Here is a 14118-nt window from a genome sequence, read left to right on the forward strand (position 1 = left end):
AACTAGCAAATTAAATAACCTTTCTAATTACCAACTCGTGGAATATATATCACAAGTTATTTGCCAGATCAACTTCCTTTTGCTTCAGCTTCTTTTCGGTTGGAAATAAAAAACTAACTGGATTTGACTTAAAATGCTCCCAGATGGAAATTGATACAAATCTCAATTCAAACAATGAAATGGCTCTTGAGCGAAAAGCTAAACCTAATGATAGACTAAAGCTTACCAAAAAGTTGACCAGCCCTATTACTCCAATGCCAAAAATACCCCAAAAAAGCATATCATTACTTACCACATAATTTGCACCATAAAGCGCAAGAGCTAAATTTCCGCTAGCAAAAGTAATATGCCGAATATCTAAGTTTAGTCCTAGAAATAAACCAACAGACGCAGTACTTCCCATAAATACACCAAACCAAAAATTAGAGATAATGCCAGCCCATCTTTTTTCATATAATTTTGCAAAATTGGCGGTGCGTATTTTACCGAAGTTTCTTTTTAGAAAAGGATGTTCTGTAATTCGAAAATAAACTTGGTTGTGTTTATCTCTATTAGCCACACTGCCAGAAATAATTCCAGACAAAAATAAAAAAACACCCGCAATAGCTGCGTGCAAAATAGCCAGAGAATGTATCGGACTTAAATCAGTAAGTAAGGACTCCCATTTTGAAGCAGCAATATTATAATGATAAAAATAATCGATAAGCCAAATTCCAAGTAGAGATACCGGAAATGCCATAATAACATTTCCAAAAAACGCAATCAATTGAGAGCGGAACACACGAGCAAATAGAATAGCAAAAGCTTTGTATTTCTCAGATCCACGCCCCTGCTGCAGCACTCCTTCTTCTAGCGCTTTTATTAGAGCCGCCGCAGTCATTGCTGGTTGTTTTGTGGCCAATGCAAATCCTAATACATAAATGGCAATAAAACCAAAAGCATAGTTCATACTATATAGGAAAGCATGTCCAAAATAACTCACGTCGGCTTTGGATAATATAATTTTAATGACGCATAAAATCCCCACTATAAAACCGCCTCCAAGGGAAGCCTTAAACATTTTAAAGTACTCCGCACGACTTTCTGTGATATATTGCTCCCCAGTTTTTGCGGTATGTTGAGTAATTTCGTACGAGATTAATTGAGTACTTTCGGCTATGAATTTTCGAACGTTGTTTTTATAACAGTTAAATTTAATCAAACGAAGCGCTAATGAAATTCCATTATTTTTTTTATCTTTTTCAGTATCGACTGTCAATAACGAAATAAGAAATTTGAGCCGAACTAATTGTTGTCTAATTTTAAGCAAATTCTGGTTTACACGAAGCGAAATTCCGTACTTTGAACTATTATGAAAAGCTTTATCTACAAAGCCTTCACATTGTTTTTGTAAAACTAATAATTGCGAAAAAGAAATATCTTTAGCCGAAATATAATGCGTTTCAGAACTTCTAATGCGGTCCTCGATTAAATAAAGTTCTTTTTCAAAGGCTGAAAATGGACTTTCTAGATCATCATACTCTGGCACCATTTTTATCACATCCGTCTCCATTGCTCGTCCACTGATACGTTGAATTAGCAAATGCTGCGCAATTAGTAATTCAGAAAGCGCAGAATTTGGTTTTATGCTACCATAAATCGATTTAAATTTTAGCAGATCATACAATTCTGATAACTGTGCCAACGGAATTGTTCCTAACCAGATTCCATCATTTGCAAGATAAAACACTTGATTAAAAACATACTCTAACGTATCTTTCTGCGGTTGGTATGGTAAGAACTTTGCGAAAATTCTTTTTTTAACCTCAAATAAAAAATCTACGTCTTGCAAAATAGCTGCGTCTGATAAAATTTTATTAAATTTCCTCTCTTTTACTATCTCTTTTAGATAAATTGCAAGTTGCTGACGACTGGAATGATTTTCTTTTAAAAAAGAAATTATCTCCGATAAATCAACCGACTCTCCTTTTTTTATTTTCACAGGCCGAATAAACCTAATTATTTCAACTAGCGGTTCTAGGCTATCATTCGTTTCCCGCCACGACTGCGATTCACCAAAAAATTCAGTTAAAATGCCCGCTGCAGTTACTTTCGGTTTTGTTTTGAAAAATAAATTCATTGTCTTAATTCAATTCGTGTAAAAATACAAATAGGTATCAGAAAACTGTGATGTAATTCTAAAAAATTACAGCCTCAATGAAAAAAAATCATATCAAAAAGTCCCTTTGACTGTCCTATCTTTACTGGAGAAAATAATGCAATACTATTAGAATCTTGCAGTAGAAAATCATAAATAGTATTAAAACAAAATGTCAACAAACTTTACATTTCAGCCTAATCGTTTTTGAAAATAATAATTAGAACGGGAAAGAACAACATTTAAAAAACCAAATATGATCGAAATAGAAAGGAAATTTTTAGTCAAAAACGATTCGTTTAAAAAAGCAGCTAGCACTGAGAATCGCATAACTCAGGGCTATTTGAGTTCAGTAGCAGAACGCACAGTGCGGGTGCGCATAAAAGGTAATAAAGGATTTTTGACAATTAAGGGCGCTTCAAATGAGAGCGGTCTTTCTCGATTTGAATGGGAAAAAGAAATTCCTATTGAAGAAGCAAAAAAATTAATACTATTAAGTGAGGCTGGCGTTATCGACAAAACTCGCTTTGAAATAAAAATGGGGAATCACACCTTTGAAGTCGATGAGTTTTACGGCGACAACAGCGGCTTGATTATCGCTGAAATTGAATTGTCGTCAGAAACAGAAACCTTTCTCAAACCAGACTGGTTAGGAGATGAAGTTACTAATGATATTCGTTATTACAATGCTTATCTCAGCACAAAACCTTATAACAAATGGTAATTATTTAGAGAGTATTTCTATAGTAACCAGCATACCCCCACTTCCTTTATTAGTGGCGATGTCCATAAACGCTCTTTTAGAAAGATCAATTTCTCGTGATTTTACAAATGGACCACGATCGGTAATCTCTACCACTACTGATTTTCCGTTTTTTTCATTTGTTACTTTTACAATAGTTCCAAACGGTAATTTTTTATGAGCTGCAGTATATTTATTATTGTCAAACCGACTTCCGCTCGACGTTCTTTTTCCTGTGAATTTATCAGCGTAATATGAAGCATGTGCTGCTTTTTTATAAGCCTTATAAATTTCTACAGATGCTATAACAGAATCTATTTTTTTTTCTTGAACTTCTGCAAGAATTCTATTTTTTCTAATGGAGTCTTTTCCAATTGTTGCTTTAGTATTATATGCTTTTTGAACTAAAGGAATTTGTTTTGTTGCAGCTATAATTTGGGCTGTAGCGCTTGTTGCAAATCCTAAAAATAATAAAAGTGTAATGAATTTTTTCATGTTTATTAATTATTGTGATCTATTTTACAAAAACCATACCTTGATAAAAAAAAGCCCTATCACTAGAGCTTTTGGGGCTTACGCCAACCACATAGACCATGGAATTCTACTTAAAATAAGCAATAATCCTAAACCATAAAATATTGAGAAAGTTTTAAATTTAGATGCTGATGTCACTAATTTTTTATGCCTTGACCATCCTATTGTTATTAGAGCGATAGCAATAATATTGATTAATGGATGTTCAAGCGATGTTAATCGCAGTGCTTTATCAGACATTTGTCCTAAGGAAGCAAATCCTAAAGGCGAAACAAAATATAGAATAAGACCTACTAATAATTGTATGTGAATCACTATTAGTGCAATTAAGCCAATTTTGCGATTTGCAGAGGTAAATTCTGTTTTAGAAAACATTCCACTGAAGAAAGTTACCACCGCAACCACCAATACTAATAGTGCTATATAGGCCCAGCCTGAATGAAATTTTTGAATAAAATAGTACATAAATAAAATTTTTATTTGAACAAATATAGTAAAAAAGAGGGTAAAAAAAAACCACGTTTTGCAACGTGGTTTTAACAATTTATTATTTATTTCTTATTTACCGAAAGTGTATCTCAATGTAAATTGTGCTTGCCAAACATCAAAAGCCGAGGCGTTTTTCTGGAAAGAATCTTTAATTAAAACTCTACTACCATCAGCTTCTACTTGCGTTGCTAATTGGAAAAAAGGAATGTTTGCAGCAGTTGCTGTTCTGTAATTCAAAACATTCGCATTAGTAACTCTCTGTGTAACTCCCCAATCTTTATTCATGAAATTTGTAAAGTTTAAGATATCAGCTCTAAATTGAAAACTATTCTTTTTTCCAGCAATCATAATATAAAAATCTTGAGTAACTGATAAGTCTAATCTATGTAACATAGGTAAGACTCCACCATTTCTCTCCGCATACTGTCCTCTTCTAGTAGACAAATATTTATCTTGCTTGATGTAAGCTTCATAAGCAACCTGTTGTTGTACTTCAGTGTAGATTACTGTATTAGCTACTCCACCTACTGTACCTGTGATTGGCTGGAAACGAATTTCATTAGCATTATTGGGAACGTAAATTAAGTCGTTATTATTTACTCTATCTCCGTTCATATCACCACCATAAGCATAAGAAAACTGTCCAGCTTGCTCACCTATATAACCTAAGTTAACTGATGTTGCAGTACCTACTTTTTTACCGTACTCAAATTTGTAACCAAGAAGACCTACTAATCTATGTGGTGTATTGTTGTTAGACAATGCCAATGGTAAATCATTGTTTCCATTTACAGATCTTGCACCTGTCCAAGAACCAGCAGCAATTGAACCTGCTGATAAAAGATCGCTAGCGCTAGAATAAGTGTAAGCAAAAGATCCAAAAAGACCTTTTTGATAAGGATAATCTAGTTTAAATGTTGTTGAATAAAAAGTTCCTTTGTCAGTATTAGTCAAAACAATAGCACTTGAAATATTATCATTTACACGGACACCTGGATCTGTACGCGCAAATCTAGGTCTGTTGTCCGGACCAGCGAAGGTTCCCACAGGTCCTTCAAAATTCACATTAACATAATTTATTGCATTAATATTTCTTTGAAAAATTCCTTCAATCGTACCTACAAAACCGAAAGGAAGTCTTTGATCAACTGCTATATTTGTTTTCCAAACTTGTGGAAACTTAAATTTTTTATCTGAAAAAGCTAATTCAAACGTGCTTGGAAGAGTTGGAACCGCCGGAATAAAATAATCATTAGGATTAGGAGTAAAACCAAATCCTCCGCTTGCCAAAGCAGGACCGCTTGCATCAACAAAACCCGTAAGTACTCCATTGTTACCAATAGCATTTGATAGAAAAACAGCTGGTGCTCTTCCTGTAAATACACCACTTCCTCCACGAACTAGAGTAGATGCATCACCATTTAAGTCTAAATTGAAACCAACTCTAGGTTCAAGTAAATATTGAGTTTCTGGCATATCACCTGTATTAAACTTTTGTCCTTGTGCGAAAGTTAATGGCGTAATCGCAGGGTTTTCTAAAGCTGTATCAGCTAACCATACTGAAGTGGCACGAAGACCCACTGTCATTTTAAATCTATCACTTAATTTGATTTCATCTTGCACATACAAATCAAGTTTATTTGACTTCAATATCTGAAGAGGTTCTACAGCTCCTGGCAAAGCAGAATATCTAAACTGTGTACGAATTGGTAATGCAGTTGTTGAAGGTAATCCTCCAGTATTCGCCGATTGATTTGCCGCCGCGTAAAAATTATCTAATGAACTAAAAATAAAGACACCGTTTGATCCTGAGAAAAACAAGTTACTAGATTTGAAATATTCGTAGTTTGCTCCAAATAATAGGGAGTGTTTTCCAACTGTTTTACTTAAATTATTTGTAAAGTGTAGTGTTGAATATGATAGTTTGTTACCCTGAGTAAAAGGATCTAAACCTGCAGAAATATAAGTATTAGCACCATTCAAGATATCAATAGTTGGAAATAAACCACCACCTTGTAAAGCTCGATCTTCTATTTGCTTGTCAAAACCCGCAATAAAGTTGTTATTCCAAGAATTACTTAATTTACTATTTAATTCTAGTACAGCTGATCTCGTATTATCTTGAATCACATAACCACTGTTTTGAAAAGACATTGCAAGTGGGCTTGTTCTTCTATCACCGTTACCCAAAGATCTTGAATTTGACGTCAATTCATCAGAATTTGAATCGTGATGCACATAACGTGCTGTCAATTGATTATTGGCATTAATATTCCAGTCAATTCTAGCAAGGAATTTTTTTGAAACACTTTCTGAATCAAAATTTTCCCATGGTCCTGTTGTATAATTAAATTTATCTTGTAAAAATGTAGAAAGCGTTTGCATCTGAGCAAAAGTAGGTGCAGATACTTGCGCACTTGGTTGCGGGGAACCTGTAGAAGTCCATGTTGTTGCCGGGCTCGTGTTTTCTATTGTTTCAAAATTTCCAAAGAAAAATAATTTATCTTTAATTATCGGCGCGCCAATTCTAGCTCCCAAAATCTTTTCTTCAAATTTACCTGGAATGAACGTTCTATCGCCGGCCTTAGTCCCAATGAAATTTTTCTTATTACTTCTAGTCGAGTTGTAAACTGATCCTTCCACCTCATTTGTTCCACTTTTAGTGACTGCATTTATTCCAGATCCCAAGAAACCTGATTGTCGCACATCGTAAGGAGCAATACTTACTTGTAATTGTTCAATCGCGTCTAAAGAGATTGCTGTGGAACCAGTTCTACCTCCTGCTTGTGATTCATTACCTAATCCAAAACCGTTATTGAATACTGATCCATCTATAGTAAAATTATTCAATCTTGAATCCTGACCTCCAAAAGAACCATTCCTTCCTGCGTTAGCATTATATTTAGTTATAGAATTTATTGAACGCGCACCCGTTACTGGAACTGCCGTCAATTCTCTATTTGAAAATTGCTGAGATGCTCCAGTTCTACCTTTATTAAAATTACCTTTTGATTTAGTAGTAACAATTACTTCGCTCAACGCATTAGATTCTTCTGCAACTACAACATTTACGGTTAAATTACTTCCTAAAGGAGCGGTGATTTCTGTAATTTCAGTTGTTTTGTAACCAACATAAGTTACTTTTACGGTGTAAGGTCCACCTGGTCTAAGTCCTTGTACGGCGTACCCTCCATCAAAATCCGTAGTAGAAAAATATTTAGTACCTGTCGGTTTGTGAACGACCTGAACAGAAGCTCCCGGTAACGTTTCTCCAGTATTTGATTTAACAGTTCCAGACATAGCAGAAGTGGTAACCTGCGAATATCCTACAACTGATAAAAAAATAGTCAAGATAAAAATAATTCTTTTCATTTTTTTGTTTAGTTTAAATTATTTGGCAAAAATATAACATTTTTAATTTAAAAAGTTAACATAACGTTAAGGATCTCATATTTTTTTCAACATTATTTTCCCGTCATCACATAAATTATTTAATTTATTAAAAAGAGTAACGTTTACTGAGGTTTTAACCGATCCAATAATATATTTTTGGCCGTTTTTTCACTAATTTATAGCTCGTGTTTCGATTGTTTTTATAAAAACTCTTTTTATAGGGCGACTTTTAAATAAAAAAAGCCTTGATAAGTTTACTATCAAGGCTAAAAACCATCATAAAATTGAAAAAATAATTTTTCAAATCAATTTAAGTTAAAAAAATCAACTTACTTACACTTTATTTTTACAGTTCAAAAAATGATTCAATAAAAATGCTGTTGAACTATCGTGTTTTTTTACTGTTTTTGTGCTTATCTCTTCTAAAATGGAATTTGCTAGTTGTTTTCCTAATTCTACTCCCCACTGATCAAAGCTGAAAATATTCCAAATTACTCCTTGAACAAAAATTTTATGTTCGTACAAAGCGATCAATGATCCTAGAGATTCTGGGGTTAGCTTTTGAATTAAAATAGTATTTGTTGGTTTATTGCCCTCGAAAACTTTGAACGGCAAAAGAAACTTTGCTTCATCTACACAAAGTTTTTGCTGATCAAATTCTGCTTGTACTTGCTCCTCTGATTTACCTTGCATTAAGGCTTCGGTTTGTGCAAAAAAGTTTGACATCAATTTATCATGGTGGTCTTGGTTACCGTATAAAGGAGTGACATACCCAATAAAATCCGCAGGAATAAGCTTAGTTCCTTGATGAATCAATTGAAAAAAAGCATGTTGGGCATTTGTTCCTGGCTCTCCCCAAATAATAGTTCCGGTTTGATAATTTACAGTTTTGCCATCTCGCCCCACGCTTTTACCATTACTCTCCATGGTTCCTTGCTGTAAGTACGGAGCTAATTTTTGTAAATATTGTGTATACGGAATCAAAGCTTCGCTTTCTGCATCAAAAAAATTATTATACCAAACACTCAACAACGCCAAAATAACGGGCATGTTTTTATCAAAGGGGGATTCTTTAAAATGTTTATCCATTTTATTAGCTCCTTTTAACAGCCCATTAAAATTATCAAAACCAACCGCTAAACTAATAGAAAGCCCAACAGCACTCCACAATGAAAAACGGCCACCAACCCAATCCCGCATTGGGAAAACATTATCTGGGTTTATTCCAAAATTTGTGACCTTTTCAATATTGGTGGAAACCGCAACAAAATGTTTTGCTACATCTTGCTGTTTCGCTGTTCGTAGAAACCATTTTTTGATAGTTTCAGAATTTGTCAAAGTCTCTTGCGTAGTAAAGGTTTTAGAAACAATAACAAATAATGTAGTTTCCGGATCTAACTTTTTTATTATTTCATTAACATGATCTCCGTCAACATTAGAAACAAAATGAATCTTTAAGTGATTTTTGTAATACTGCAAAGCTTCAACAGCCATTGCAGGACCTAAATCTGAACCGCCAATTCCGATGTTAACAATATCCGTAAATGGTTTTCCTGTAAATCCTTTTCTTTCACCAGATGTAACTTGGTTACTAAATTGCTCCATTTTACGTTTTACCTCATGAATTTCAGGAATTACATTAGTTCCATCCACGGTAACCACAGCAGATTCGTCAGCGCGTAAAGCGGTATGTAAAACAGCTCTGTTTTCAGTTTGATTAATTATAGCTCCATCAAAATAATCGTTTATCGCATTTTGAAGACCCAGTTCGGTTGCCAATTCTGTCAAAAGCTGCATGGTTTCTGGAGTAATGATATTCTTTGAATAATCAATTAGAAAATCATTCCACTGCAAGTGAAGTTTATTAGCTCTATCATCATCAAGCTGAAATAATTCTTTCATCGAAGCATTTTGCATTTCGCTAAAATGTACTTCTAGCTTTTTCCAAGCAGCAGTTTTTGTTGGATTTGTTGTATTTAAAGCCATTTATAAGGATTTAGATTGTGTGAATTTTGCTTTCGCCAAAAATACTCAAATTAGTTTTAATATAAATTTCGTTCCGTTTCACAACGTTTAAATTTATAAAAAAGGTTTCTATAAGTCTTTCATTAAATTTGATAAGATCATTCAGAACATTGAGATTAGATAATTCTTGCCGCGAAATAACATTCTTCACGATTAAAAAAATAAAACTGTTTTATATAAATAGTTGACATTGTGTCAGATTTAAATTAAAAAACATTTAGTTTTTAATTTATAAAAAAAAGAAAGCATTACAAGATTTATATAATTACAGATTCCTAACAAAAAAACAAACACATTACAAGTTGGCAACGCTATCTAATTCAAATTTTAATGGTGTTATTTTCTCGATAAAACGAGCTTTGTTTTCGCCCGTCATGGGTTCGCCAGTTGGAAGTTTTAATCGTAAGGCATCTACTTGAATACCATTTTTCCAAAATCGATAACAAACATGCGGCCCAGTTGCAAGTCCTGTGCTTCCCACTAAGCCTATTACTTGACCTTGCGTAACACGTTGCCCGCGTCTCACTAATATTTTAGACATGTGTAAATATTGTGTAGAAAAGGTTTTGTTGTGTTTTACTTTAACAAAATTCCCGTTTCCTGCAGTGTAACCGCTCTGCTCAACGACACCGCCAGCTGTTGTAGTTATTGGCGTTCCGCGTGGAGCTGCATAATCGGTTCCTTTATGTGCTTTCCAGCGGTGTTGAACGGGATGGAACCTACTAGACGAAAAACGAGATGATATTCTACTAAATTTTATCGGCGATTTAAGAAAGAAGTTTTTCAATGTTTTTCCTTGCTCATCGTAATATTCGATTTTACTTGAATTGGAATTTTGGGCAAATGGAAATGCGTAAATAATTTTGCCTCTATATTCAAAAAAAGAGGCTTCGAGCTCTTCCACTCCATCATAAATTGAGTCATTTATAAATCGCTCCGTAAAGGTTATCGCATATCGATCTCCTTTTTTCAATTTCATAAAATCAATAGAGTAGGCGTAGATTTTTGCAATTTTTGCGGCCAGTGCTCCTTCAATTTTGGCATTGCCCAACGTCTCTGATAGTGATTCTTTTAAAACACCTCCAATGGTTCGGCGCTTAATGGTAAGAGGTTTGGTTTTCTTGTAAGCCTTGACTAAACTATCTCGAAAGTCAACTACATAATAATTTAAAGCATCTGGCTGGTAAATAAAAACTTGTAAGTCGTGTTTTTTGTTTTTAGAGCGAAGTAATGTAAAAGGCTTATTGTATCGAATAGATCTAACGTTGAATGAATCTTTTATTGTGGCGGTAATGTCATAGATTCTCCGATTTCCAATACTTTGTTCATCGATTATTGTTCCAAAAGTGTCTCCCTTTTTTATCGTATCCTGAACTACATTAAAATCAGAAAGCACGAATCCAAATTCTACCTTTTTTGGAACAATTTTTACTATTTTTTTCTCTTTTATTTCCTTTGCTTTCTCACAGGATCCCAAAGAAAACAACGCTATTATTACTATCAATATTTGTTTCAAATCTTATTTATTTTTGTAAGTCTACATTTCAATACCCCAATTTTCTAGTTCATCAGTGCTCCATAAGTCTGGAAAAAATATCCTTCTTTGAAATTTAGGATGCATGTATTTTTTCCAGTCACTTCCGCCAGTAGCCTCACCGTTTCCTATAGCGCTATGATCAATATATTTTTTTGCTGTGTTTAAATGTTCCATTACCCATGTAATATTTACAGTATAATCATAATGCCTCATTGCTTGAATAAGTTCTGGATTTGACTGATCTGATTTTGGTAATTGTTTGAATTTCTGCCAGATATTGATGGTGTTGTATTCTTCCATGTGATCCAGCAAAATGTTCTTGTATTTTTTTTCAAACTCATCTAAAAAGAATGATTTTTTACCTGATGCATAATCTTTTCCAGCGGCTTGCCAATATAAATGTTCGAACGCAAAATTATACGAAGTATTTCTATCAATTGTATTTCTATAACGGTGGTCGATTAAATTTATTAGATCGGTCGAAGAAAATTCAATTAATCGATACTGCGCACTTTGAAAGCCACTTGCTGGAGTTAAAGTATTTCTAAATTTCATGTATTGCTCCACTTCCATTCCATCACCCATTATACTAAACGAGGTTGTTAGCATATCAAAATAACGGCTAATTCGCATTAACCTTTCGGTAAAAAACAATGCGTCAATGTTCTCCTTGTACGAGATTTGTTTCATCTCCCAAAGTATCATTTTAAAGATCAATTCATTCACCTGATGATACATTATAAAGACCATTTCATCAGGGAGAATTGTTCTTTGAGTTTGAAGGCTCAAGAGCGCATCTGTTTGAATATAATCCCAGTAGGTGATGGGTTTAGACCAAAGTAAACCTTCGAGTTGAGTATCAGTTTTTTGATTTAAAGCTTGGTATTTAAGCTCAATAGCTGCTAAAAGGGAGTTTTTATTCTCGCTATTCATTCTTAATTAGTTTTAAAAGGATTTTTTAATCCCCGGTACGATTCGATATCTGCCTTAATTGAACCAACTGCAAGATTAGCCTTAATCCTAACCGGCAATTTATTGTTATCATCTGATATCCAAACGGTGAGACTTTCTTCCTCTTTAAACACACGTCCTGACTGCACCAATGGTCGGAAAACCATAGTTTGAACATCGCCAAATTTAGTGTTTATATTTTCGCGTCCAATGAACTTTAGCTTAAATTTTGTTGTTTCATCATCAAAAAACATATCGATTGGTATTGATTCGCCTACTTTTAATTTATCAATATTAGGATGATTCCTTAAATAGTAAAAAGTAGACAAAATGTCTTGAGTGTTCTTTGGTATCGTTGAAGCCTTTTCTGTGTTGTGTTTATAATCTTTTACGAGAACCTTATTAGCTGAATGATTAAAAAATCCTTCTTGATTTTTAATATAACCCCCTTCATTTATTTTCCTAACAAATTGATAGGGATTCCCTGTTTCTCTATCAATATAACTTTCATATAAATCATCTACCTTGAAGAAAAACCGGGATACCCCAGTGGTATATCCTTTACCTACCACATGAAATGATTTCTTGTTGTTAATCGTAGCATCTTTTACTTCAAGTGTTGCATAACCTGCATTGACAAAACCATAATGAATTCTAAATTTAAAATATTCGCCCACGCCATACGAATCTTCTTTTCGAGAATCGAAACTTACGGTTGCAAACAGTATTAAGAATAGTATTACCTTTTTCATTTTATATTATTTTAGATACTAACCCCAATTGCAAATTTTGTTCCAAATATATTAAAACAAAAAAACTCAGTCAAATAAATGACTGAGTTTTTATGCTATTAACTAACCAAAAAACTATAAATTATGAAATTTATACCAAATTAGGAAGGAAACCACCCCTTCCAGTTTTGCGAGTGCAAAGGTAGCTAACAAATCTATTTTTAATTCAATAAAAATTCACTTTAACAGTATATATGTAAAAATACAAGCCAGTAATACTGAAAAATTTCACATAATGTAAAAATATCATATTTCTATAACGTTCCACGTAATGCTTGTTCTCTCTCAATTGATTCGAAAAGTGCTTTAAAGTTGCCCGCGCCAAAACCTTTGGCTCCCATTCTTTGAATGATCTCAAAAAACAATGTTGGTCTGTCTTGAACTGGTTTAGTAAATATTTGTAGCAAATACCCTTCTTCATCGGCATCAACCATTATGGCTAACTTTTCAATTTCGTTAAGGTCCTCTTTCATCATTTTCATGTGGTCCCCTAAACGTTCTGGTATAGCTTCGTAATAGGTATGTGGAGGCGCTGATAAAAATTCGATCCCTCTAGCTTTTAGCTGAGATACAGTTTTTATTATATCATCTGTAGCTATAGCGATGTGCTGAATACCTGGACCGCCATAAAAATCAAGATACTCCTCGATTTGAGATTTTTTCTTTCCTTCAGCTGGTTCGTTTATAGGAAATTTGATTCTTCCATTACCATTAGACATTACTTTACTCATTAAAGCCGAGTATTCAGTATTAATTTGTTTGTCATCAAATGAAAGGAAATTTACAAATCCCATTACTTCCTCATAGAACTTTACCCAGATATTCATTTCGTTCCAACCTACATTTCCTACCATGTGGTCGATGTATTTTAAACCTGTTGGTTCTGGATTGTAATCGGATTTCCATTCTTTATATCCTGGTAGGAAAACACCATTATAATTTTTTCGTTCTACAAATATATGTACGGTTTCTCCGTAAGTATAAATTCCAGATCGCACTACCTCTCCGTGTTCGTCCTTTTCTAGTGTTGGTTCCATGAAAGAACGGGCGCCACGTTTCATTGTCTCTTCATAAGCGCTCGTTGCATCTTCAACCCAAAGCGCAGCAACTTTTACACCATCACCATGTTTTCTTAAATGGTCGTGAATAGGAGAATCTTGCGTTAAAGGCGTGGTTAAGACAATTCGGATTTTGTCTTGTTTTAAAACGTATGAAGTTCTGTCTTTTACGCCTGTTTCTAAGCCTGCATAAGCTAAAGATTGATATCCAAAAGCTGTTTTATAATAATGTGCTGATTGTTTTGCATTTCCTACGTAGAATTCTACATAATCGGTACCTAATAATGGAAGGAAATCTTGTGCTCCTTCAAATATTTTTTCTAGACCGTATTCTACTGATTTTACTTCTTTTGACATTTCTTTTTAATTAGATAATTTGTTAATTAGATGAATAGATAAATTTTCGTTTAGATAGTACTGAATGATGTAATTAATTAGAATACATCCTAATTTTACCATTT

General features: G+C 33.8%; 10 protein-coding genes. 1 reads left to right on the forward strand and 9 read right to left on the reverse strand.

Translation table 11 applies throughout. The features are described 5' to 3' along the window. Positions 1 to 49: 49 nt before the first annotated feature. The gene (locus BUB42_RS01800; RefSeq protein WP_073016586.1) at positions 50 to 2119 is read right to left on the reverse strand and encodes a recombinase; all 2070 of its coding nucleotides are present in this window, start codon (positions 2117 to 2119) and stop codon (positions 50 to 52) included. Positions 2120 to 2393: 274 nt separating this feature from the next. On the opposite strand from BUB42_RS01800, the gene BUB42_RS01805 reads away from it, so the two are divergent. Next, a complete protein-coding gene (locus tag BUB42_RS01805; RefSeq protein WP_073016588.1) occupies positions 2394 to 2861 on the forward strand; it encodes a CYTH domain-containing protein in 468 nt (155 codons plus the stop codon). On the opposite strand, the gene BUB42_RS01810 is transcribed toward BUB42_RS01805, so the two are convergent. The 8 genes from BUB42_RS01810 to hppD form a co-directional block, all read right to left on the reverse strand. Then, a complete protein-coding gene (locus BUB42_RS01810) occupies positions 2862 to 3380 on the reverse strand; it encodes a septal ring lytic transglycosylase RlpA family protein (RefSeq protein ID WP_396177443.1) in 519 nt (172 codons plus the stop codon). A 72-nt stretch (positions 3381 to 3452) separates the two neighbouring features. Next, entirely contained in the window at positions 3453 to 3878 is a 426-nt protein-coding gene (locus tag BUB42_RS01815; protein WP_073016592.1) for a hypothetical protein, read from the reverse strand. A gap of 93 nt (positions 3879 to 3971) precedes the next feature. Further along, positions 3972 to 7274: a TonB-dependent receptor gene (locus BUB42_RS01820; RefSeq protein ID WP_073016594.1), complete on the reverse strand. Its 3303-nt coding sequence runs from the start codon at positions 7272 to 7274 to the stop codon at positions 3972 to 3974. A gap of 354 nt (positions 7275 to 7628) precedes the next feature. After that, positions 7629 to 9281: a glucose-6-phosphate isomerase gene (gene pgi / locus BUB42_RS01825; protein WP_073016596.1), complete on the reverse strand. Its 1653-nt coding sequence runs from the start codon at positions 9279 to 9281 to the stop codon at positions 7629 to 7631. A 334-nt stretch (positions 9282 to 9615) separates the two neighbouring features. Then, complete coding sequence (locus tag BUB42_RS01830; protein WP_073016598.1) at positions 9616 to 10836, reverse strand: M23 family metallopeptidase; 1221 nt, start codon at positions 10834 to 10836, stop codon at positions 9616 to 9618. 21 nt (positions 10837 to 10857) lie between these two features. Continuing rightward, on the reverse strand, positions 10858 to 11790 hold the full coding sequence (locus BUB42_RS01835) for a tryptophan 2,3-dioxygenase family protein (protein ID WP_073016600.1): 933 nt from the start codon (positions 11788 to 11790) through the stop codon (positions 10858 to 10860). Positions 11791 to 11792: 2 nt separating this feature from the next. Continuing rightward, positions 11793 to 12560, reverse strand: coding sequence for a DUF3108 domain-containing protein (locus tag BUB42_RS01840; protein ID WP_073016602.1), 768 nt, complete (start codon positions 12558 to 12560; stop codon positions 11793 to 11795). 293 nt (positions 12561 to 12853) lie between these two features. After that, positions 12854 to 14014: a 4-hydroxyphenylpyruvate dioxygenase gene (gene hppD / locus BUB42_RS01845; protein WP_073016604.1), complete on the reverse strand. Its 1161-nt coding sequence runs from the start codon at positions 14012 to 14014 to the stop codon at positions 12854 to 12856. Between the last annotated feature and the right edge of the window lie 104 nt (positions 14015 to 14118).

The organism is Flavobacterium micromati (assembly GCF_900129585.1).
GTDB classification, from domain to species: domain Bacteria; phylum Bacteroidota; class Bacteroidia; order Flavobacteriales; family Flavobacteriaceae; genus Flavobacterium; species Flavobacterium micromati.